Genomic DNA, 23688 nt, shown 5'->3' on the forward strand with positions numbered 1-23688 from the left:
CGGCCGCATCGCAGCGGTCGCCGCGGACGTCAAGGAGAACGGAGAGGAACCATGGTCTGTCAGCAGTGCGGATTCTCGAATCCGGAGGGATGCCGGTTCTGCACGGAATGCGGCGCGCCGCTCGCCGCCGCGCCGGTGAACGACGCGACGGTGCTCGACGGCGGCGCGAACCGCACCGTGCCGTATGGCGTGCGGCCGGGCGTCGCGCCGTCGCCCGCGATGCCGCCGCGTCCGGGCGTTCCGCCGCGGCCGGCGACGGGCGGTGCAACGGCGCCGACCGCGTCTTCGTCGCATACGCCCGTCACGCAGCCGCAGGTGCCGGCGGCGCGGCCCCTTCGCCCGGACGCGTCCGGATCGTCGGGGATGACCGCGAGTATGAAAGTCACGCTCGCCGTGCTGTCCCCGATCCTGATTGGTCTGCTGATTCTGCTGCTGATGTACGTCATCTCCGTGTCGCAGGGCAACGATCCGTTCCAGTTCGGCACGCAGGCGCAATCGTCGTCGGACACGTCGGCGTCCTCCGGGTCCTCCACGCCGGACTACGGCGACGACTACTGGCCCGATACGGAAGGCAAAAACCTCGCCTGCGACGCGGAACCGGACATGAAGGTCGTCTCCGTCGAAAGCGTCGGCAACGATCTGGTCGTCACTGTGCTCGTCACGCCGTCCGACGACTGCGAATCCGGCACGACCACCACGCTCGACGACGATGCGACGCGCGTCACGCTGCGCGATTCGGGCGGCGATACGGTCGCCGACGCCGTGTTCGACTTCTCGTCCGACATGCAGACGATCCCCGCGAAGGGCAAGCGGATCAAGCTCTCGTATGCGCCCACGCAGTTCTACCGTCCCGCCACAGAACTGGAACAGACGTTCCAGGACGATCCCGCCGAGCTCATCGTCAAGTACGTCTACGCCGCCGCCTCCGGTTCCGGCGCGTCCACGTCGACCGGACCATCCTCCCAGTCCGGGGCGCTCGGCGGCAAGAGCGCCTCCGACGACGAGGCCGAACAGGACGCGTGCAACGCCCTGCAATGGCAGGTCGCGCAGGACAAGTCCAAGGCCTCCGGCTTCATGAGCACGTACACGACGCAGCTGTCGAGCAAACGGCAGGGCATGGTCATCGACGGCAAGACGTGGAGCTGCCGCGACATCCTCGCCCATTTCATCACGCTGCGCGACAAGCATCCGAACGTGCTGCTCATCTGGTCCGGCGACTGGCCGACCTACGACGCGAACCCGACGAAATACTACGTGATCATCTCCGGCGAGAGTTTCGGATCGACCGACGACGCGTGGAACTGGTGCCATTCCAACGGCTACGGGCAGGTCGACTGCCTGCCGGTCAATCTGGAATGAGCGCGGTCGGGCGAACGGGGTCCGGGGTGTGGCGGGCCCTGGGCGTGGCTGGCCCGGCGGCGTACAATCGGACGCATGGCCAAGGACGACATCAAGGACGACAGGAAGACCGGCAAGGGCGGCGGCAAGTCGGCGCGCAAACGCGTCGACAAGGCGCTCGACGCGGCCGAGGCGCGCATCGGCGCGATCGAGGAGAGCGACACCGTGGCGGAACGTCTCGCCAACGCCGCCAAATCAAGCGAGCTGCTGAGCGCCGTCTGGTCGTTGCCGCCCGCGCAGCGGCTCATGTTCCACCACGGGGTGGATGTGGGGGAGATGGCCGCGTCCGGCGCGGGGGAGACGCCCGGATTCGACGGCGACAAGTACGACGGCGAACGGTTCATCGACCTGAGTTCGTCGGGCATCGCCCGCTACCAGCGGCTCATGTACGCGAACGGCGTGAAGGGCTCGCCCAGACGGCTGCTTATCGTGCTGCAGGGCATGGACGCCTCCGGCAAGGGCGGCATCGTGCGCCACGTGTTCCGTCAGGGCGACCCGATGGGCATCCACTACCACGGGTTCGGCAAACCCACCGAGGAGGAGGCCTCCCACGGGTTCCTGTGGCGCGTGGAGCGCGAACTGCCCCAACCCGGATGGATCGGCGTGTTCGACCGGTCGCATTACGAGGACATCGTCATGCCGCACGTGTACGGCACGTTCCCCGAGGATGTGTGGCGAGAACGCTACGATCTGGTCAACGCGTTCGAGCGCAGTCTCGTCGCCTCCGGATGCGCGGTCATCAAGATCTTCCTCGTCTCCAGCCGCGAGGAGCAGCGGCGGCATTTCCTCGCACGACTCGACGACCCCACCAAATACTGGAAGTTCGACATCTCCGACCTGGACGCGCGGGACCGTTGGGACGACTACATGGACGCGTGGCAGGAGGTGTTCGAGAAGACCAGCACCACGTTCGCCCCGTGGTATCTCGTCCCCGCCGACAACCGCTGGTATTCGAGGGCCGTCGTCTCGGAGCTGCTGCGCACCACGTTGAGGAACATGAACATGTCCTGGCCTCCGCTGGAACCGGAGGTCGACCCCGACGAGGCGCGCCGCCGCCTCGCCGCCTAGCCGCGCTCGCGCGGAGGGGACGGGAGGTCAGTTCTGTTCGGCGTCGTAGCGGTAGATGGTGCCGTTGGCATCCGAGGCGATGACGATCTCACGCGGGGTGATCGACAATACGTGCAGATAGTAGCCGTTGATGTCGGTGCCGCGGAAGTCGAGCTCGTGGCACCCGGTGTAGTAGTCGTTATTCTCATCGATGGCATCGCACACGTCGAGTTGACGATTGAGCGACGAGTCGATTTCGTCCTCCTCGATGTCGCCGTCGGCCACCAGGAAGTACAGGTCGCGTGTCAGATCCCAGCTGCCGCTACGTGCATCGCCATCCGCCTCGGTCCGGTAGTGGGTGCCGCTTGGGACATTGGAGAGCGTGCCATCGGATGTGATGTTCGCCATCCACTTGGGGCGGCACGACGATGTGTCGTAGTACTTGCGGAATCCCTTGTAGATCGTGCACTTGTCCTTATCGGAGTCTTTGTTGGAGTAGTAGCCGACGACGCCCGCAGGCAGCTCCGGCAATGTGTTGTTCGATGATGTCGAGGGGTCGACCTTCGTCTTGTTGGTGAACGCGAACGCCACGATGACGCAGACGACTAGGAATCCCAGCAGCAGCGCGACGGCGACGTATTTCAGCGTGTCGGCGTTGTCCGTCGTCTTCGGCACGGCGGGCTGTCCATCGGATGTCGTGGTCGTGGCCGTGGCCGGGAGCGGCACCGACGGCCGGGGCGCCGTGTACTGAGGCGATTGCCGGGACGGTGTGGAGGGACCGTGCGTGGTGGAGACCGGTGCGGAGGGACGCGGCGGCAACGGAGGCCGCCTTGACGGAAGCGCCGTCCGTGCGGTTCCTGTCTGCGTGATTCCTGTCTGCGTGGCGCCCGTCTGTGCGGTGTCCGTCGGTGTCAATGGGCTGCCGCACCCCGTGCAGAACCGGCACTCGTTGGTGTTCCTCGTTCCGCATCGTCTGCAGTACCGCATGATGTCTCCCTCTTCCCTCATCCGCTTCGATGACTGTCGACTGGTTGTTGCTTTCAGAGTATATCCGTCCGTTGCCTTGTGGTTCCGCCGTTGGTTCCGATGCCGTTCGTGGGCGTGGATTCGTCGGGAAGATCCGCGGTCGGTATCAGCACGTTGTAGATGAGGAATTCATGGGAGAATGTCGTGTCGGGATGCTTTCCCCTGCGTGACGACCGTTCGCGTTCATGGTCGATGATGGTCGTCGGCAGCGGAGACCATGGCGAGGCGAGACGGTATCGGCGTCCCACGGAGATGGCGGTCGTCGCCATGAGGCGCCGCGACGTGCCGTCTCCCCACCGCAGGTGACGGTAGATTCCCGCCAATGTGGCGAGCCATCGATGGTCCCGTATGCCGTAGGACGCCTGCGTGAAGGCGATGCATTGGTCGTCGCGGTCGGAAGCGTGGAACAGGTCGTCGAGGCGCGACGACAGGGAACGCCATGTCATGCCGTTGTCGATGAGCCGTTGGTCGATCGGCCGACGCAATTCGGCAAGAAGCCCGTGCAGTTCGTCCGTCGGAGACGGGTCGAACGGTGCCGACCGTTCGACCCTGACCGTGAATCCGGCTCGTTCCAAGCCTTTGGCGAGCAGATCGGATCCCATGCTTCTTTCGCCGCGCAGCACCTTGGCGACCGACGACTTGTCGATGCCCATGTGTCTGGCCAGCTCGCTCGCGGTCCACCCCGTGTCGGCCATGATCGCTTGCAGTATATCCGTCGTGTTCATCATCGCATCCCCTCGTGCGCATGGGGCGGCACTGCCCCCTGTCGCTATTCTATCCCCGTATCTCGTAATTCGGTCCGTCGCGGTGCCATTGGTCTGGTCAAGAGCGAGACGACCGGTTGTCCGTTACCGGTAGCGGGTCGCGGGTAGCCGGTATCCAAAGCCTGTTCCGCACTTTCCGGAAGCCGTTCGGGGTGAGGGCAGGAGGGGAGCGTGTCCGTGCCAGTGGCAGGTCAGTGTCGGATGGGACACCGTTGGCCGGGGTGCTCCGGGAGGTGTACCGGGAAGTGCGGTGCGCGACTGGCGTGTGTGGCAGGAACGCGCGATTGGCTTCGACAGCGTGAATATAAGGAGAAGGGGAAGTGCGTTCGTGCCAGTGGCAGGTCAGTGTCGGATGGGACACCGTTGACCGGAGGTGTCCCGGGAAGTGTGGGTATGTGAGGCGTGTCTGGTCTCAGCGGATAGTTGACGCATGTCTCGGGGCGTGGTTGACGGGCATGCGGGGCGGGTGTCCTGTGACGGTTTGGTCTGTGACGGTTTGGTCTGTGACGGTTCGCCGGATAGTTGACCGTATTGACCGTATTGACATGTATGGCGTGTTGGCTTGTGTTGGCTTGTGTTGGTCGGGTGTCGGCTTGTGTCGGCTGTGTTGGTTGGGTGTCGGCTTGTGCCGATTGTGTTGGTCGAGGACTTGTGCTGACCGTGTTGGGTCGTATCGACCTGTAGCTCTGTAGGAGTTTTTGTGGTGTCTGGACTCCGTTTCCTGGTCGTCCGACCTGTATGACCGTGTTGATTTGTATGACCGTGTTGGCTGGGTGTTGGCTTGTGCCGATTGTGTTGGTCGAGGACTTATGCTGACCGTGTTGGTCGAGGACTTATGCTGACCGTGTTGGGTCGTATCGACCTGTAGCTCTGTAGGATCTTTTGTGGTGTCTGGACTCCGTTTCCTGGTCGTCCGACCTGTATGACCGTGTTGATCAGTATGACCGTATTGACCGGGTGCTGACTTGTATGACCGTGTTGGTCGAGGACTTGTGCTGACCGTGTTGGGTCGTATCGACCTGTAGCTCTGTAGGATCTTTTGTGGTGTCTGGCCCCCGTTTCCTGGTCGTCCGACTTGTATGACCGTGTTGATCAGTATGACCGTGTTGATCAGTATGACCGTATTGACCGGGTGCTGACCTTGTTATCGTGGTGTCTCATCAGACACCGGCTTGTCATTGGACTGGTCAAGAACGGGACGGCGCTGCATCATGCGGCTGGAGAGCAAGGCGATGCCGGTTGCGTACGTTCGGTTTTTGGAGACGGGCCCCTTTCGCGGGATATCCCTTTCGGCGAGCATCGGAACAACGCTCGGATTGTCGGATTGCAGTCATTCGGCACCGATGATCGGGGGCGTGGTTCACGACAGGTGCGCTCCTGCGGCTACACTCGTGAAGCATGATTGACGAGAAGGAATACGACTACGAGACGACGCGCGATGGTGCCGGTCGCGACGGTGCCGGTCGCGATGGTGCCGACCGCGATGGTGCCGGTCGCGGCGACGTGGCGCGCGACGACGGGGCACACGATGAGACCGACATCACGGCACGCTACGGGTCGCTGGGGCGGTTGGCCCCGGAATGGGACGGGAGCGAACGCGAGCGCAACCTCACGGACGATGACATCTACGAACGGTTCTTCGGCTGGGTGGAGGACGTCAAGGGCATCGAGCCGTGGCCCCATCAGGAGGAGGCCATCATGGACCTGCTCGCCGGCGACCACGTGATCCTCAACACGCCCACCGGCTCCGGCAAGTCGCTGGTCGCGCTCGGCATGCACTTCGCCGCCTTGTGCACCGGCCGCCGCTCCTACTACACGGCGCCCATCAAGGCGCTCGTCTCCGAGAAGTTCTTCGACCTCGTCGCGGTGTTCGGCCGCGACAACGTGGGCATGATCACCGGCGACAGCCACATCAACGCGGACGCGCCGATCATCTGCTGCACCGCGGAGATCCTCGCCAACCAGGCGCTGCGCGAGGGCGAGCACGCGGACATCGGCATGGTCGCAATGGACGAGTTCCACTACTATGGCGACCCGGAGCGCGGATGGGCGTGGCAGGTGCCGCTGCTCACCCTGCCGCAGACCCGCTTCCTCCTGATGTCCGCCACGCTCGGCAACGTCGACGCGATCGCGAACAAGCTCGAGGAGCTCAACGACGTGCCCGACGTGGACGTGATCGCCGACGCGCCGCGCCCCGTGCCGCTGAGCTACGAGTACACGCTCGACCCGTTGGAGAAGACCGTCGAACTCGCGTTCAGGAACGGCGAGACCCCCATCTACGTCGTCCACTTCTCGCAGGACGCCGCTCTGGAGACCGCGCAGGCGCTCGCCTCCACCGGCGTCTCCTCGAAGGAGCAGCGCGCCGCGATCGCCGAGGCAATCAAGGGCGTCAAGTTCACCACCGCGTTCGGCAAGATCCTTCAGAGGCTCCTGCGCACCGGCGTCGGCATCCATCACGCGGGCATGCTGCCGCGCTACCGGCGTCTCGTCGAACAGCTCGCCCAGCAGGGCCTGCTGCCCGTCATCTGCGGCACCGACACGCTCGGCGTCGGCATCAACGTGCCCATCCACTCGGTCGTGCTCACCGCGCTCACCAAGTTCGACGGCACGAAGATGCGCCGGCTCAAGGCCCGCGAATTCCACCAGATCGCCGGCCGCGCCGGCCGCATGGGCTTCGACACGGAAGGCCTCGTCGTCGCCGAGGCGCCCGAATACGAGATCGAGAACCAGAAGGCCATCGCCAAGGCGGGCGGCGACCCGAAGAAACTCAAGAAGGTGAAGCGCAAGAAGGCGCCCGAAGGCTTCGTCACGTGGAACCAGAACACGTTCGACAAGCTCATCGACGCCGCGCCCGAAACGCTCGTGCCGCACCTCAAGATCACGCATTCGATGGTGCTCAACGAGGTCGAGCAGGGCGGCGACGCCCGCGCGCGCATCGACGACCTCATCGACGACTCCGCGCAGACCCCCGACCAGAAGGAGAAGCTCCACCAGCGCGCCGACGAGATCTTCCAGACCCTGTTCGACACCGACGTGATCGAGGTGCTCGAAGGCCGCGACGGCGGCAAGGACTACGTGATGACGCTCGACGTGCCCGACGACTTCGCGCTCGACCAGCCTCTCTCGCCGTTCCTGCTCGCCGCGCTGGAACTCCTCGACCCCGAGTCGGACACGTACGCGCTCGACGTGATCTCCATGGTCGAGGCGACGCTCGACGACCCCAAGCAGGTGCTGCGCGCCCAGGAGCGCGCCGCCCGCGACAAGGCCATGGCCGACATGAAGGCCGACGGCCTCGACTACGACGAACGCATGGACCGCCTCCAGGAGATCACCTACCCGAAGCCCCTGGAGGACATGCTCGACGCGGCGTTCGACCAGTACCGCCACGACGTGCCGTGGGCCAACGACTACTGGCTGAGCCCCAAGTCGGTCGTGCGCGACATGGTCGAGACCGCCTCCGACTTCACCGGATACATCGCCCGCTACAACATCGCCCGCTCCGAAGGCACGCTCCTGCGCTACCTGTCCGACGCGTACCGCGCGCTCGCCCGCACCGTGCCGCCGGAGAAGCGCGACGAGCAGCTCGACGACATCATCGCCTGGCTGCGCGTGCTCGTGCGCTCCATCGACTCCTCGCTCGTCGACGAATGGGAGAACGCGGGCGCGGACGGCTCCACCGACGCGTCCGAGGCGGCCGCGTCGCTCGCCGCGCCCGGCGCGCGCGACGCCGTCGTCGAGGACCGCCGCGGCCTCACCGTGCTCGTGCGCAACGCCCTGTTCCGCCGCGTCACGCTCATGGACCTTGACGATCCGGACACGCTCGGCGCGCTCGACAAGGACTGGGGCTACGGCGTGCACGAATGGGAGGACGCGCTCGACGACTACTACGACGAGCATGAATACGTGAACACCGACGCGAAGGCCCGCTCCGCCGACCTGTTCATGCTCGACACGAAGCACGAGAAGGACGAGCACTCGTGGAAGGTGCGCCAGATCATCGACGACTCCGACGGCGACCACGACTGGGCCATCGAAGGCGTCGTCGACCTCGACGCCACCCAGGAGGGCGGCGAGGTCGTCTTCTTCGACTACAAGGTCGGCAACGAATGACCGACCACATCGCGCCCCCGCCGGCGGGGGCTCCCGTGAAACGGGCGGGGGTGGTGATCGGGCACGCCACGGCCACCCCCAGTCGGCTGTCGCCGACAGCCCCCGCCGGCGGGGGCGGGAAGGAAATGGCATGACCGACAATGATCTGTTCGCGGCGTCGGACGCTCCGGACGAGGTGACGCGTCCGCTCGCCGTGCGCATGCGCCCGCGCACGCTCGACGAGGTGATCGGGCAGTCCCACGTGCTGGGGGAGGGCTCGCCCCTGCGCCGCCTCGCCAATCCGGCGTCGAAGGGATCGCTCACCGCGCCCAGCTCGATCATCATGTTCGGGCCTCCCGGCGTCGGCAAGACCACGCTCGCCACGATCGTCGCGCGCCAGTCCGGCCGCGTGTTCGAGGAGCTGTCCGCCGTGACCAGCGGCGTCAAGGACGTGCGCGCCGTGCTCGACCGCGCGCACGAACGGCTCGTCGCGCGCGGCGAGGAGACCGTCCTGTTCATCGACGAGGTGCACCGCTTCTCCAAATCCCAGCAGGACGCGCTCCTGCCCGCCGTCGAGAACCGCGACGTCACGTTCATCGGCGCGACCACCGAGAACCCGAGCTTCTCCGTCATCAAGCCGCTGCTCTCCCGCTCCGTCGTCGTCAAACTCGAATCGCTGGAACCGGCGCAGCTCGACGACCTCGTCCGCCGCGCCCTCGCCTCCGACCACGGTCTCAAAGGCGAAGTGAAGGCCACCGACGAGGCCATCGCCGAGATCGTGCGGATGGCGGGCGGCGACGCGCGCAAATCGCTGACCATCCTCGAGGCGGCCGCCGGCGCCGTCACCGGCGACAAGGCGCGCGAGAAGGGACGTCGCCGCCCGACCATCACGCCCGACGTCGTCTCCACCGTGATGGACGTGGCCACCGTGCGCTACGACAAGGACGGCGACGACCATTACGACGTGATCTCCGCGTTCATCAAATCGATGCGCGGGTCCGACCCGGACGCGGCCGTGCACTACCTCGCGCGCATGATCCGCGCCGGCGAGGACCCGCGGTTCATCGCGCGCCGCATCATGATCGCCGCCGCCGAGGAGGTCGGCATGGCCGCCCCGCAGATCCTCCAGGTGACGGTCGCCGCCGCGCAGGCCGTCGCGCTCGTCGGCATGCCCGAAGCGCGCCTCATCCTCGCCGAGGCGGCCATCGCCGTCGCGACCGCCCCGAAATCGAACGCCAGCTACATGGCGATCAACGAGGCGCTCGCGGACGTGGACGCCGGCCACATCGGCGCCGTGCCGCTGTACCTGAGGAACGCGCCCACCAAGCTGATGAAGGAGTGGGGCAACCACGAGGGCTACAAGTACGCGCACGACTGGCCGGGCGCGGTCGCCCCGCAGGAGTACCTGCCCGAGGACCTGCGCGGCCGGCGCTACTACCGGCCGAACAACCGCGGCTACGAGCGCGAGGTGGGGGAGCGGCTCGCCCGCATCGAACCGATCCTGCACGCGGGGAACGGCTCCGTGAACGATTCCGGAAACGGCTCCGGGAACGGTCCGGATGGCGGACGGAAGACCGGCACGGGGTCCGACGGGAACGGACGGGCGGACAAGTAAGCGGTTACGCGGTACAATGAACCGGATACGACACGACGGACGCTCACGCCGGGCACCACGGCGGGGAAGGAGCATGCGATGACGCAGGACGAAGGCGCGGGAAAGATGATTCTCATCGTCGACGACGACCAGGCATTGGGCGAGATGCTCTCCATCGTCTTGGAGAACGAGGGATTCCGCACCACCACCTGCCTCGACGGCCTGCGCGCCGTCGAGATGTTCCCCACCGTGAAGCCCGACCTCATCCTGCTGGACGTCATGCTGCCCGGCATCGACGGCACCGAGGTGGCGCGGCGCATCCGCGAGACCTCGTCGAACGTGCCGATCATCATGCTCACCGCGAAATCCGACACGGTCGACGTGGTCGCCGGTCTCGAGGCGGGCGCCGACGACTACGTGCCCAAGCCGTTCAAGGTGGCCGAACTGCTCGCCCGCATCCGCGCCCGCTTCCGCATCCGCGCGAAGCTCGCCGCCGCGACCGCCTCCAACGGCGGCGGGACGGCCGTCGACGACGACCCGCAGCACATCGAACGCGGCGCGATCGTCATCGACCGCACCGGTCACACCGCCACCAAGGACGGCGCCGACCTCGCCCTGACGCCGATGGAGTTCGAACTGCTCGCCGTGCTGGCCGCCGGCAGCGGCGAGGCCATCAGCCGCTCCACCCTGCTCAAGAAGGTGTGGGGCTACGACGGCAACGGCGACACGCGTCTCGTCAACGTGCACATCCAGCGCCTGCGCGCCAAGGTCGAGGACGATCCCGAGAACCCGCAGATCATCGTCACCGTGCGCGGCATCGGCTACAAGTTCGTCCCGCCGGAACCCGACCCCGCGCGGACGGCGGCATGAGCGGCGACGAGCTGCGCATACGCATCGGACGGCGGTTCAGCTGGCGTCGTCTGCTGAAAAGCGGACGCGCCGAGGTGCGCCGTTCGCTGCAGGCGCGCACCGTCGCCATGGTCGTCGCGGTCACGCTCGCCGTCGCCGTGATCTTCTCCATCGTGTCGATGGTCTCCGTGCGCACCACGCTCCTCAACCAGGTCTCGATGCAGGCGCGCAACGATTTCTCGAACATGGTGCAGCAGGCGCAGACCGGACTCGACTCGGCCGACGTGAGCGATTCGGTGCAATACCAGCAGCTCGTCAACAACCTCGCCTCGTCGCTGCAGAACGAGGGCGCCTCCAACCTCGTCAGCGTGTACCTGTCCGGCAAGGACGACGAGAGCCGCCTCATCGTGCCCGTCTCCACCGACCCCACCTACGAGGACGCCGTCACCGACGACATCCGCACGGCCGTCGCCTCCGACACGCACAGCCGCGTCTTCTACCAGCCCATCGCGATCGACGTGGAGAACCGCACCGACGTGCCCGGCGCGGTGCTCGGCACCACGCTCGACTTCGGCGCGGTCGGCGGCATCGAGTTCTTCGCGCTGTTCTCCTACGAGTCGCAGGAGAACTCGCTCACCCAGATCCAGCTCAACCTCATCTCCGTATGCCTCGCGTTGAGCGTGCTCGTCGGCATCGTCGTATGGCTGACGCTGCACGGCATCATCCGCCCGGTCGGCGTCGTCGCCGCGACCGCCGAGACCTTCGCCGCCGGCGACCTCGACGCGCGCGTGCCGGTCACGCGCAAGGACGAGATCGGATCGCTGCAGGATTCGTTCAACACGATGGCCGACGCGTTGAACCAGAAGATCGACGAATTGGAGGAGGCGGGCGCCATGCAGCGACGGTTCGTCTCCGACGTGAGCCACGAGCTGCGCACGCCCGTCACCACGATGCGCATGGCGTCCGACCTGCTCGAAAGCCGCAAGGACGAGTACGATCCGATCACGCGGCGCACCGTCGAACTGCTCTCCGGCCAGATCAACCGGTTCCAGGACATGCTCGCCGACCTGCTGGAGATCTCCCGCTACGACGCGGGCTATGCGGCGCTCGACCTCGTCGAGACCGACCTGCGCGACCCGATCCGCGACGCGGTCGAACAGGTGTCCGGACTCGCCCAGGCGAAGGGCGTGCCCATCCACGCGGACCTGCCGAACGTCGGCGTGCTCGTCTACTTCGACTCGCGGCGCATCGTGCGCATCGTGCGCAACCTGCTCGCCAACGCCATCGACTTCGCCGAGGACAAGCCCATCGACGTGCGGCTCGCCGCCAACCGGCGCGCCGCCGTCATCTCCGTGCGCGACTACGGCGTCGGCATGCCGCACGACCAGGTGCCGCACGTGTTCGACCGGTTCTGGCGCGGCGACCCGTCGCGCGCCCGCACCACCGGCGGCACCGGCCTCGGCCTGTCCATCGCGATGACCGACGCGAAACTCCATCAGGGGTCGATCCGCGTGCGCTCCGAGCTCGGCGAAGGCACCTGGTTCCTCGTCATGCTGCCGCGCGACCCGCGGCTCGGCGCCGTGCCGGACAACGAGCTGCCGGTCGATTTCGAACGGGGCACCCGCCGTCTCGCCATCACCGGCGGCTTCGGCATCGCCGACAACCGCAGCGCCGACTACATCAAACGCGAGGGGAAGCCGCGCGCATCCGAGTCCGCATCCACGAGAGGAGGCGCACGATGACCGACAACGCAGGAAACGGCACCACCGCGGCCGCCGCGTGCGCCGCCACCGCCGCCACCGGAACGCGCGCGCGTCTCGCCCGGATGCTCAGGCGGGTGGCGCGCGCGGCCGCCGTCGTGTCCGTCGTGGCGGCCGTGAGCGCGGCGGGCGCATGCTCCAGCCCAATCGGACTGCCCGTGGGCGGCGGCGTGCAGGCGTTCTCGTCCGTCGAGCAGCAGACGCAACGCGTCTACACGAATCCGGAAGGCCCCGCCGCCGACGACCAGCCGGAAGGCATCGTCGAAGGGTTCTTCAACGCGATGCCCGCCGGCGTGCAGTCCGACGGCTACCGCGTGGCACGCCAGTTCCTCACCTCGCAGGCGTCCGAACAGTGGAAGGGCGACCTGTCCGCCATCATCTACGACGGCACGCCGAACTTCACGCGCAAGGCGACCGCCCAGACCGGCTCTCCCGAAGCGTCGGGAGGCATCGTCGTCGAGGTCGAGCTCAACGTGGTCGGACGGCTCGACTCCCACGGCCTATACACGCCGGAACCCTCCAACGGCAGCGCCACCGTCCTCACCTATGCCATGGCGCAGTCCGGCGGCCAGTGGCGCATCTCGCGCCTGCCCGACGGGGTGGCCGTCTCCTCCGCCGACTTCGAACAGGTCTTCCGCCAGGTGTCCGTCTACCAGCTCGACGCCGCCGGCAAGCATCTCGTGCCCGACGTGCGCTGGCTGAGCTGGCGCAACTGGCGCACGCAGGCCGTGCGCGAGGTGCTGGACGGCGGCTCGGCGTGGCTGGGCGACGCGGTGCGCGACGTCAACACGACGAAGACCGCGCTCGCCGTCGACTCGGTGCCGGTGACGGACGGCAAGCCGCACGTGCAGCTGACCGGCGAGTTCCTGAGGCTCGACCAGGAGTCGCGCGTCGCGCTCGTCCACCTCATCCGCCTCACGCTCGGCGACGGCGTGTCCAGCGCGCAGGTGCAGGTGAGCGTGGACGGCGGCGACTATTCGACCATCGACTCCGGTTTCGACCTCGACAACGAACAACCGAACGTGGGCCTCTACACGCTCACCGACGGGCGCGTCGTCTCGCTCGGCTCGTCCAGCCCGCTGCGCGTCGGCGAGACCGACGGGTATCCGGACGCGCGCGGATTCGCGTTCTCGCAGGACGGGGGAGCGGTGCTGCGCGCCGACGGCGTGGTCGAATGTCTCAAGGCCGACGCCTCCTCATGCGGCGTCATGTTCTCCGGAGCCCGCCCCTCGTTCATCTCCGGCGGCCTCGACGGCGAGATATGGGCGGTTTCAGACGGCGGGCACAGCCTGTACGTCTCGCGCGGCGGGGTCGAACGGCATCTGTCGGTCGGCTGGCTCGGCGCGGAGTCGATCAGGGCGGTCACCGTCTCGCCGGAGGGCGCACGCCTCGCCTTGGCGCTCGACGACGGCGTCGTCATGGTCGGCGTGAGCCGCGACGACAATCTCGCGCCCGCCGGGCTCTCCGACCAGTCCACCGAGATCTCGCGCCAACGCGACGTGACGATGATGACCTTCTACAACGATCTGAACCTCATCTACATCGTCGGCGCGGAGTCGCAGGATTCCACGGCGTCGGGCGCGGCATCCGCGACGCGCCAGCGCGGCTACCGGCAGATCGCGCCGGGGCCCGCGAGCGACCAGCGTCTGCCGGACAGCACGGTGGTCTCGCTCGCCTCCGGCCAGATCGCCCTGTACCGGCGTCTCGCCGTGCTCGACGACCTCGGCGTCGTACGGTCCGTGTCCGGCTCGCTCGACGGCTCATGGTCGATCGCCGACTCGCAGGTCACGGCGCTGGGCGCGCAGTGACCGCGGCGGGCGGCGCCGCGGCGCGCGACGTCGCCGATGCCGCGCGCGCATGCGAAGAAGGCTCCCTCCCCGGTTCGGGGGAGGGAGCCTTCTGTGACGTGTCGGTTCCGACGACGCGGACCCTTCCGATCAGATGCCGCCGTACTCGCTCTTGAAGAGCTCCTGCGGGACCTCGGAGTTCAGCGGGACCTCGTAGATGAGGTACTGCATGTTGAACGGGATGTTGAACAGGTGACGCTTGACGCCGTACACCTCTTCGGTACCGAGGAAGTTGAAGTTGTCCGGGCATTCCGGCTCCCACTTGGCGAGCAGATTGGCCGCGTCGCCGATGGTGGCGGCCACGCCGGCGAGATGCTTGATGCCCTCCACCTGCTTGATGATGAGGAACACGGTATCCATGGGTCTCCTTTCGTGTGCGTTGTACGGCGCCTCGCCGCCCCGTATACGCATATACGCGGCGGCGGCGCCTCGTTACGGCGCTCTCCATAATACCCGAAAACGGCGGTACCGCGCCGATATGTCGGCATGCGGAAGCCATGTTATCGAATCGTTATCAAGACGTTATCGAAATGTTATCGCGTGAGGTTGAACGCTCACATTGTTTGGTTCATACTTGAGCATGTCGATGACAAACGGTCATCAGCCAGGGAAAGAACCTTGGTGCTCGGTAACTCGAGGAGGAGTATAAACATGAAGAATTGGAAGAAGGCCATTGCGCTTGTCGCTTCCGCCGCCGCTCTGGTGAGCGTCGCTGCCTGCGGTTCCGGCAGCTCCGAAGGTGGTTCGGACAACGGCAAGAAGACCGTCGGCTTCGTCGCCGTCGGCCCTGAGGGCGGCTTCCGTACCGCGAACGAGAACGACATCAAGTCCGCGTTCAAGTCCGCCGGCTTCGACCTGATCTACTCGCCGACCCAGAACAACGATCAGCAGAAGCAGATCCAGGCGTTCAACAAGTTCGTCAACGACGAGGTCGACGCCATCATCCTGTCCTCCACCGAGGATTCCGGTTGGGACGAGTCCCTGAAGAAGGCCGCCGAGGCCGAGATCCCGGTCTTCACCGTCGACCGCAACGTCGAGGTCAAGGACTCCGCCGCCAAGAAGGCCATCGTCTCCCACATCGGACCGTCCAACGAGTGGGCCGGTGAGCAGGCCGCCGAGTTCGTGAACAAGAACTTCCCGGACGGCGCCAACGGCTTCATCCTCGAAGGCCCCGCCGGCCTGTCCGTCGTCAAGGATCGTGGCGCCGGCTGGGATGCCAAGGTCGCCAAGAACGTGAAGGTCCTCGAGTCCCAGTCCGCCAACTGGTCCACCGATGAGGCCAAGACCGTGACCGCCGGCCTGCTGGACAAGTACAAGTCCGAGAACCCGCAGTTCATCTTCGCCCAGAACGACGAGATGGGCCTCGGCGCCGCGCAGGCCGTTGACGCCGCCGGCCTCAAGGGCAAGGTCAAGATCATCACCATCGACGGCACGAAGAACGCCCTGCAGGCCCTCGTCGACGGCGACCTCTCCTTCGTGATCGAGTACAACCCGATCTTCGGCAAGGAGACCGCGCAGGCCGTCAAGGACTACCTGGACGGCAAGGACGTCAAGTCCGACATCCAGATCGAGTCCAAGACCTTCGACGCCGCCAGCGCCAAGGAAGCCCTGGATTCCAACTCCCGCGCCTACTGATTCGGGCTCACGCCTCCATCAGTGATTGACAACCGCACATGACAAATAAATGATGGTGCACGAGGAACGCTCCTCGTGCACCATCATTCATGTGAGGCCGAAATATCACAAAACGGTAACAATCTCCCTGTTCAAAGGCAACGATATGACAGACAAAACCCCTATCGTCGTGATGAAGGGCATCACGATCGAGTTCCCGGGCGTCAAGGCCCTGGACGGTGTCGATCTGACGCTGTACCCGGGCGAGGTCCACGCTCTCATGGGTGAGAACGGCGCCGGCAAGTCCACGATGATCAAGGCCCTCACCGGCGTGTACAAGATCGACGCGGGCTCCATCACCGTCGAAGGCAAGCCGCAGCAGTTCAACGGCACGCTGGACGCGCAGAACGCCGGCATCGCCACCGTGTACCAGGAAGTCAACCTGTGCACCAACCTCTCCGTCGGCGAGAACGTCATGCTGGGCCACGAGAAGCGCGGTCCGTTCGGCATCGACTGGAAGAAGACCCACGAGGCCGCCAAGACGTACCTCAAGCAGATGGGTCTGGAGCACATCGACCCGCACACCCCGCTGAGCTCGATCTCCATCGCCATGCAGCAGCTGGTCGCCATCGCCCGTGCCATGGTCATCAACGCGAAGGTGCTGATCCTCGACGAGCCGACCTCCTCCCTCGACGCCAACGAGGTGCAGGACCTGTTCGCCATCATGCGCAAGGTGCGCGACTCCGGCGTCGCCATCCTGTTCGTCTCCCACTTCCTCGACCAGATCTACGAGATCACCGACCGTCTGACCATCCTGCGCAACGGCAAGTTCATCAAGGAGGTCATGACCAAGGACACCCCGCGCGACGAGCTCATCGGCATGATGATCGGCAAGTCCGCGGAGGAGCTCTCCCAGATTGGCGCCAAGAAGGCGCGCCGCGCCATCGAGCCCGGCGAGAAGCCGATCGTCGACGTCAAGGGCCTCGGCAAGAAGGGCACCATCAACCCGGTGGACCTCGACATCTACGCGGGCGAGGTCGTCGGCTTCGCCGGCCTGCTCGGCTCCGGCCGTACCGAACTCGGCCGTCTGCTCTACGGCGCCGACAAGCCGGATTCGGGCACCTACGAGCTCAACGGCAAGCAGGTCTCCATCGGCGATCCGGCCACCGCCCTGAAGAACAAGATCGCGTACTCCACCGAGAACCGTCGTGACGAGGGCATCATCGGCGACCTGACCGTCCGCCAGAACATCCTCATCGCCCTCCAGGCGACGCGCGGCATGTTCAAGCCGATTCCGAAGAAGGAAGCGGACGCGATCGTCGACAAGTACATGAAGGAGATGAACGTGCGACCGGCCGATCCGGATCGCCCGATCAAGAACCTCTCCGGCGGCAACCAGCAGAAGGTCCTCATCGGCCGTTGGCTGGCCACGCACCCGGAGCTCCTCATCCTCGACGAGCCGACCCGAGGCATCGACATCGGCGCCAAGGCCGAGATCCAGCAGGTCGTGCTCGACCTCGCCGCCAAGGGCATGGGCGTCGTCTTCATCTCCTCGGAGCTCGAAGAGGTCGTGCGTCTGTCCGACGACATCGAGGTCCTCAAGGATCGCCACAAGATCGCTGAAATCGAAAACGGCGACACCGTCTCGCAGTCGACCATCGTCGAGACCATCGCCAACACGAACGTGAAGAACTGAAAGGAGGGATGATGGCTGAAAAGAAGCAAGCGGACGAGAAGAACAACATCGTCAAGAAGCTGCTCTCCTCGAACATCACCGTCGAGGTGATCGCACTCATCCTGCTGGTTTTGCTGTGCACCGCGTTTGATCACGCGTTCCTCGCCCTGCAGTGGAACGACAACACGGGCGGTCTCGCCGGCCCGATCATCACGATGCTTCAGGAATCCGCCCGATACCTGATGATCGCCACCGGTATGACCCTCGTCATCTCCACCGCCGGCATCGACCTCTCCGTCGGTTCCGTCATGGCGGTCGCCGGTGCGGCCGCGATGCAGGCCCTGTCCGGCGGCACCAACGTGTGGCTCGCCATCCTGCTGGCCCTCGTCATCGGCTTGGCCGTCGGCTGCATCAACGGCGCGCTCGTCGCGTTCCTCGGCCTCCAGCCGTTCATCACCACGCTGATCATGATGCTCGCCGGCCGTGGCCTCGCGAAGGTCATCACCTCCGGCGAGAACACCGACGCCTCCTCGGTCGCCGGCAGCGAACCGCTCAGGTGGATGGCCAACGGCTTCATCCTCGGTATCCCGGCCAACTTCGTGATCGCCGTCGTCATCGTGATCCTCGTCGGCCTGCTGTGCCGCAAGACCGCCATGGGCATGTTCATCGAGGCCGTCGGCATCAACCCCGAAGCCTCCCGCATGACCGGCATCAAGCCCAAGCAGATCCTCTTCCTCGTCTACGCGATCTCCGGCTTCCTCGCCGCCATCGCCGGCCTGTTCGCCACCGCATCCGTGATGCGCGTCGACGTGGTCAAGACCGGTCAGGATCTCGAAATGTACGCCATCCTGGCGGTCGTCATCGGCGGCACCTCGCTGCTCGGTGGTAAGTTCTCCCTCGCTGGCAGCGCCGTCGGCGCCGTCATCATCGCCATGATCCGCAAGACCATCATCACCCTCGGCATCGATTCCGCCGCCACCCCGGCCTTCTTCGCCGTCGTCGTGATCGTGATCTGCGTGATGCAGGCTCCCAAGGTTCGTAACCTGAGCGCGGAACTCAAGCGTAAGCGCGCGCTCAAGTCCTCTGAAAAGGCGGTGGCAGCATGACAAACGCTACGGCAACCCCGGCCAAGAAGGCCGTGAAGAAGACGCGTCGACTCGACGCACAGATGATCCCGACCATCGCGGCCGTCGTCATCTTCATCCTGATGATGATCATGGGCCAGGCGCTCTTCGGCACCTACCTGCGACTCGGCTTCATCTCCACCCTGTTCATCGACCACGCCTACCTCATCATCCTGGCCGTGGCCATGACCCTCCCGATCCTCACCGGCGGCATCGATCTGTCGGTCGGCGCCATCGTCGCCATCACCGCCGTCATCGGCATCAAGATGGCCAACGCGGGCGTCCCCGCCTTCGTCGTGATGATCGTCATGCTGCTGATCGGCGCCGTGTTCGGCATCCTGGCGGCCACCCTGATCGAGGAATTCAACATGCAGCCGTTCATCGCGACGCTGTCCACGATGTTCCTCGCCCGCGGTATCGCCTCCATCATCTCCACCGATTCGCTGACCTTCCCGGACAACAACAACTTCGATGTGATCGCGAAGAGCATCACCATCATCGACAACCCGAAGCTGAGCCACGATCTGTACTTCAACCTCGGCGTCGTGATTGCTCTCGTGGTGCTCGTGTTCGGCTACATCCTGCTGCACCACACCCGCATCGGCCGCACCATCTACGCGATCGGCGGCTCCCGCTCCTCCGCGGAGCTCATGGGGCTGCCCGTGAAGCGCGCCCAGTTCACGATCTACATCACCTCCGCGACCCTCGCCGCGCTGGCCTCCATCGTGTACATCGCCAACCTCGGTTCCGCGAAGAACACGGTCGGTGTTGGCTGGGAGCTCGACGCCGTCGCCTCCGTGGTCATCGGCGGTACGATCATCACCGGCGGCTTCGGCTACGTCCTCGGCTCCGCCCTCGGCGCCCTGGTCCGTTCCATCATCGACCCGCTGACTTCCGACTTCGGAGTCCCGGCCGAGTGGACGACCATCGTGGTCGGCCTGATGATCCTCGCCTTCGTGGTCCTCCAGCGTGTGGTGACCGCCGTCGGCGCGAAGAAATAGGCGAAGTCCGGTCCGGTGGGAATCGCCGTCCTGACAGGTGCTCCCCGATGGGGACGCCCGGCACGGCGGTTCCCGGACCGGGCGGGAACCACAAGGTTCCTTCCCTCCCATCGTGCGGGATTGCGATGGTTCCGTCACGGGAGGGAGCGGACGATAAACGAATTCATAATTGAACCTATAACTGAACACAGTGATAACTGAATATGGAGGCCGGCGGGCGATACGCCATCGGGCGCCCCGCAGGGCAATCCTCCTCGCCTTGAAGCAACGAGAGCTTCGCGCGGGGACCGGACGGTGACACGTCCGCCGGCATCCACCTTTCTCTCTCCTTCCTTTCATCCGCGTGTGGCCCGTGCCGAGAACGTTCTCGGCACGGGCCACACGCGTTGTGTTATCTGTGTTGTTGGCGTTGTGTTATCTGTGTTGTTGGCGTTGTGTTATCTGTGTTGTTGGCGTTGTGTTATCTGTGTTGTTGGCGTTGTGTTTATTCGCGTTTGACAGCGAATCAATCCGGTCACTAGGTGTCGGCTACGGTTCGCCGTAGCGAAACGACATGGTCACGTGATTGCGATGGCACTTCGCCGGGCTCATAGGCGAATCATTCTGGACAGGTGATGGCGGCTATGGTTCGTCGTAGCGAAACGACCCGGTCATCAGAGAGTCTCCGCGTTTCGCGGGAGGCGTTCCGTGAAACAATCCGGTCGCTAGGTGGCGGCTACGCTTCGTCGTAGCGAAACAACATGGTCACGTGATTGCGATGGCGCTTCGCCGGGCTCATAGGCGAATCATTCTGGACAGGTGATGGCGGCTACGCTTCGCCGTAGCGAAACAATCCGGTCATCAGGAGGCTTCCGCGTTTCGCGGGAGGTGTTCGGAGAATCATTCCGGTCACAAGGTGACGGCTATGGCTTGCGGTAGCGAAACGACCCGGTCACGTGATTGCGGCAACATTTCACTTCGAATCCGTGCGTCTTGTGCCGACTTGCTCGCGGCACACCATATTTCCGATTCCCGGGCAATCGGGAATGGGGATAGGGGAGACCCTGTGCTGACGATCGCGGAGGCGATTGCGCCGCCAATGAACCGGCGCGAGAAATCCCGGAGAACGGGGGACTCGTCCGGGAATCCTCGCGCTGGGAGCCGGCCAGTGCGATATACCCCGGATGGGTGCGGTGATTCCCGGGAATCCTTGCACTGACGCGTTCCCAACGCGATTTATCCTGGACGATCGGGGCGGAATCCGGGATAAATCGCACTGACGACCGGCCCTCGGTCGTGTCGCCGGCGAACCGGCACGAGAAATCCCGGAGATCCCCAATGGGCTCCGGGATATATCAATGGCTTCCGGGATGCATCGCGCCGGGCCAGCTGCCCTGACTGGGATTGGGGCGGGATGCTCCCGCCAAAGGTCATCTCGGTCATGGAATGCGCATCCGACGACGACCGATGGCGTCCGCCCGTCGTCCAAGGTCGGGCGATCTGCGTTGGCAGGGGTATTCCCGCGCCGATACGAATCCCCATCTCGCTTACGGGGGGTACCCGTTACCGCATAGGGACGGGTAACGACGGCATTTTAGACTGGAATCTAGCCATTCCGGCCGCTTCCCCACGCACGCAGGTACCCCTCAGAGGGGAGATGCCTGTCGGCGACCCTCGCGAAGTACCCCTTGGAACACGGTTGGTCGCCGTTGCGTGCCGGTCAAGTGGTCAAGTGGTTCATACCCCTAGCGGGCGGGTGACGACCAGGAAACTCACACCGCGTGTCGGGAGTGGATAAGGAACGCGACCCCGTAGCGGGTGGGTGACGACCACGAACAACTCATGCCGCGCGACGGGCCGCGCGGATGCGGAACGCGGCGGCGAGGCTCGCCCATCCGATCAGGCAGATCACGGTCATCGTGGCGAACACCCACTGGCCGCCCACCGCGGTCGCGTGCATGAACGCCGCCGAGCCCTCCGCGCCATGGCCGGCCTGCGCGACCGCCAGTATCGTCGAGAACAGCGCGGTGCCGGCCGCGCCGCCGAACTGGAGCGCCGTGTTGAAGATGGCGTTGCCGTCCGGCGCGAACTGGCGGGGAATCGAGCTCAGGGCGCTCGTCATCACATTGGAGTTGCCGAGCGCGAAGCAGAATCCGTAGATGAAGTAGAAGCCGGCGAGCATCGCGGGGGTGAGTCGCAGCGCGAACGCGAACAGCAGCACCGGGCCGAGCGTCGCGATGCCGAACGGCACGAGAATCGGCTTGACCGCGCCGAACCGGTCGTACAGCCAGCCGCCCAGCGGCGCGCACACGGCGCCGATCAGCGCGCCCGGAAGCACCAAGGAGCCGGCGAGGAACGCGTTCGTGCCGAGCCCCAGCTGCGCCACGTTGGTGATCACATAGCCGAATCCGATCGACACGATCGGCATCACCAGATAGGCGACCAGATGCAGCAGCACGACCGGATCGCGCAGGATGCCGAGCCTGAGCAGCGGCGAGAACGCACGTTTCGTCAGCCAGCAGAACGCGGCCAAAGCAGCCAGCCCCACGACGACGCTCACCGCGGCGACCACGGCCGCGCGCGTGGCGGAACGTCCGGCCACGGCGGCGCTCACCGCGACGCCAGCCTGGTTCAATCCCAGCACCATGCCGACGAGCGCCACGACGATCGTCACCACTTGGAACGGGTCGAGGTAGGCGGCTTCGGTGGGGGACTTCTGTTCGATGCATAGCATGCCGAGCAGCAGCGCGAGCAGGATGAACGGCACGGCGATCACGAAGATCGCGCGCCACGGCAGGACGGTCGTCACCGCGCCGCCGACAGTCGGTCCGATGGCCGGCGCGACCGTGATGACGAGGGATCCGACGCCCATGAGACGCCCGATCTTGGAGCGCGGCGACTGTTCAAGGATGATGTTCATCATCAGCGGCGTGGCCACGCCCGAGCCGACGCCTTGGATGATGCGGGCGATGATGAGCAGCGGGAACGCGTGCGCGACGATCATGATGACCGAGCCGACGAGCGCCAGCGCGACGGCCGTCACGAAGATCGCCTTCAGCCGGAAGTGGCGTTTGAGGAACGACGACATCGGCATCGTCGCCGCCACGGTGAGCAGGTAGATTGTGGTGATCCACTGTACGGTGGCCGTGTCCACGTGGAATTCGCGCATGAGCGCGGGGAACAGCACCGTCATCACCGTTTCGGTGAGGATGCCGATGAACGCGAGCGCGCCGGTCGCGATGATCGCGCCGATCAGCTTGCCGGGAATCCGCTCGTCCGGGGTGCGCGTATCCACGCCCGTATTCGTCCCCGCGTCCTGTGCCGCGGCGCGTCGTGCCTCTGTTTCCTGCTGTCGTACTGTCATAGGTTCTGCAAATCCCAAATATGTCGCATGCGCCTTGACCGGAATCGCGATCACTGGCGCGGATGCGGATGGCCTGACTGTCCAGGATGCTGAAGCCGGCCCTGGCCGCACGGATTTGCGGAGAGCTCCCGGCGTGTGCAGTGTATCGCGTCGTGCCGGACAACGCCGGGAGCGGGAGGAAAAGACGAGGAGGGGACGGGAGGAGGAAGTTCCTCCGACCCCGCCGGGATTACTCGCGCACGAGGCGGATGTGCTCGACGTCCTTGCGCTTGGAGCGGCGGAACAGCGTGAAGCGGTTGCCGATGGTCTGCACGACCTCGGCGCCCAGCTGGCCGGCCAGATTCTCGGCGGCCTCCTTGGCGGTCAGGCCGGAGCCGTCCTGCACGCTGAACTTGACGAGTTCGCGGTTCTCCAGGGTCTCGCTCGACTGCTTGACGAGCGCGTCGGTCACGTCGTTCTTGCCGATGTTGATGAGCGGCTTGATCGTGTTCGCCATGCCGCGCAGCTGCTTGATCTGCTTCTTGGTCAGTGCCATATCGTTTCCTTCGTTGTTCTTC

At 65.4% G+C, this 23688-nt stretch carries 17 protein-coding genes; 11 read left to right on the plus strand and 6 right to left on the minus strand.

Features of this window, described 5'->3' with window-relative positions:
• Nucleotides 1-59: 59 nt before the first annotated feature.
• Nucleotides 60-386 (minus strand): hypothetical protein, encoded by a 327-nt coding sequence (locus tag Uis4E_RS07745; protein ID WP_133125432.1) that lies wholly within the window; start codon nt 384-386, stop codon nt 60-62.
• Here Uis4E_RS07745 and Uis4E_RS12240 point away from each other — a divergent pair.
• Together Uis4E_RS12240 and Uis4E_RS07755 are read left to right on the plus strand one after the other, a co-directional pair.
• On the plus strand, nt 376-1359 hold the full coding sequence (locus tag Uis4E_RS12240) for a hypothetical protein (protein ID WP_243394436.1): 984 nt from the start codon (nt 376-378) through the stop codon (nt 1357-1359). The genes Uis4E_RS07745 and Uis4E_RS12240 overlap by 11 nt on opposite strands.
• A gap of 75 nt (nt 1360-1434) precedes the next feature.
• Entirely contained in the window at nt 1435-2466 is a 1032-nt protein-coding gene (locus Uis4E_RS07755) for a PPK2 family polyphosphate kinase (protein ID WP_101622619.1), read from the plus strand.
• A gap of 27 nt (nt 2467-2493) precedes the next feature.
• Here Uis4E_RS07755 and Uis4E_RS07760 read toward each other — a convergent pair whose 3' ends face one another.
• A complete protein-coding gene (locus tag Uis4E_RS07760; RefSeq protein WP_101622620.1) occupies nt 2494-3120 on the minus strand; it encodes a hypothetical protein in 627 nt (208 codons plus the stop codon).
• 365 nt (nt 3121-3485) lie between these two features.
• Nucleotides 3486-4199 carry a helix-turn-helix domain-containing protein gene (locus Uis4E_RS07765; RefSeq protein ID WP_101622621.1) on the minus strand — a complete coding sequence of 238 codons (714 nt, stop codon included), beginning with the start codon at nt 4197-4199 and terminating at the stop codon, nt 3486-3488.
• A 1434-nt stretch (nt 4200-5633) separates the two neighbouring features.
• Here Uis4E_RS07765 and Uis4E_RS07770 point away from each other — a divergent pair.
• The 5 genes from Uis4E_RS07770 to Uis4E_RS07790 all read left to right on the plus strand — a co-directional run bounded on the left by Uis4E_RS07770 (nt 5634) and on the right by Uis4E_RS07790 (nt 14335).
• Entirely contained in the window at nt 5634-8345 is a 2712-nt protein-coding gene (locus Uis4E_RS07770; protein ID WP_243394438.1) for a DEAD/DEAH box helicase, read from the plus strand.
• 130 nt (nt 8346-8475) lie between these two features.
• Nucleotides 8476-9939: a replication-associated recombination protein A gene (locus Uis4E_RS07775; protein ID WP_101622622.1), complete on the plus strand. Its 1464-nt coding sequence runs from the start codon at nt 8476-8478 to the stop codon at nt 9937-9939.
• 78 nt (nt 9940-10017) lie between these two features.
• Nucleotides 10018-10788: an MtrAB system response regulator MtrA gene (mtrA, locus tag Uis4E_RS07780; protein ID WP_207764564.1), complete on the plus strand. Its 771-nt coding sequence runs from the start codon at nt 10018-10020 to the stop codon at nt 10786-10788.
• Nucleotides 10785-12509 (plus strand): MtrAB system histidine kinase MtrB, encoded by a 1725-nt coding sequence (gene mtrB, locus Uis4E_RS07785; protein ID WP_243394439.1) that lies wholly within the window; start codon nt 10785-10787, stop codon nt 12507-12509. The genes mtrA and mtrB overlap by 4 nt, the downstream gene beginning before the upstream one ends.
• A complete protein-coding gene (locus Uis4E_RS07790) occupies nt 12506-14335 on the plus strand; it encodes an LpqB family beta-propeller domain-containing protein (protein WP_243394440.1) in 1830 nt (609 codons plus the stop codon). The genes mtrB and Uis4E_RS07790 overlap by 4 nt, the downstream gene beginning before the upstream one ends.
• Before the next feature lie 129 nt (nt 14336-14464).
• Here Uis4E_RS07790 and Uis4E_RS07795 read toward each other — a convergent pair whose 3' ends face one another.
• Complete coding sequence (locus tag Uis4E_RS07795) at nt 14465-14734, minus strand: hypothetical protein (protein WP_101622623.1); 270 nt, start codon at nt 14732-14734, stop codon at nt 14465-14467.
• A gap of 291 nt (nt 14735-15025) precedes the next feature.
• Here Uis4E_RS07795 and fruE point away from each other — a divergent pair, with 291 nt between their 5' ends.
• From fruE to fruG, 4 genes are all read left to right on the plus strand, one after another.
• Complete coding sequence (fruE, locus tag Uis4E_RS07800) at nt 15026-16009, plus strand: fructose ABC transporter ATP-binding protein FruE (protein ID WP_101622624.1); 984 nt, start codon at nt 15026-15028, stop codon at nt 16007-16009.
• 145 nt (nt 16010-16154) lie between these two features.
• The gene (gene fruK / locus Uis4E_RS07805) at nt 16155-17684 is read left to right on the plus strand and encodes a fructose ABC transporter ATP-binding protein FruK (RefSeq protein ID WP_101622625.1); all 1530 of its coding nucleotides are present in this window, start codon (nt 16155-16157) and stop codon (nt 17682-17684) included.
• Nucleotides 17685-17695: 11 nt separating this feature from the next.
• Entirely contained in the window at nt 17696-18769 is a 1074-nt protein-coding gene (fruF, locus tag Uis4E_RS07810) for a fructose ABC transporter permease FruF (protein ID WP_101622657.1), read from the plus strand.
• Nucleotides 18766-19788 carry a fructose ABC transporter permease FruG gene (gene fruG, locus Uis4E_RS07815; RefSeq protein ID WP_101622626.1) on the plus strand — a complete coding sequence of 341 codons (1023 nt, stop codon included), beginning with the start codon at nt 18766-18768 and terminating at the stop codon, nt 19786-19788. Before fruF ends, fruG begins: the two co-directional genes overlap by 4 nt.
• A gap of 1819 nt (nt 19789-21607) precedes the next feature.
• Here the strand turns inward: fruG and Uis4E_RS07820 are convergent.
• Both Uis4E_RS07820 and Uis4E_RS07825 read right to left on the minus strand, forming a co-directional pair.
• Entirely contained in the window at nt 21608-23131 is a 1524-nt protein-coding gene (locus tag Uis4E_RS07820) for an MDR family MFS transporter (RefSeq protein ID WP_101622627.1), read from the minus strand.
• Nucleotides 23132-23360: 229 nt separating this feature from the next.
• Nucleotides 23361-23666, minus strand: a complete 306-nt coding sequence (locus Uis4E_RS07825; protein WP_034527722.1) for a YhbY family RNA-binding protein — start codon at nt 23664-23666, stop codon at nt 23361-23363.
• Nucleotides 23667-23688: the final 22 nt, after the last annotated feature.

This window comes from Bifidobacterium parmae (genome assembly GCF_002860365.1).
Taxonomy (GTDB): domain Bacteria; phylum Actinomycetota; class Actinomycetes; order Actinomycetales; family Bifidobacteriaceae; genus Bifidobacterium; species Bifidobacterium parmae.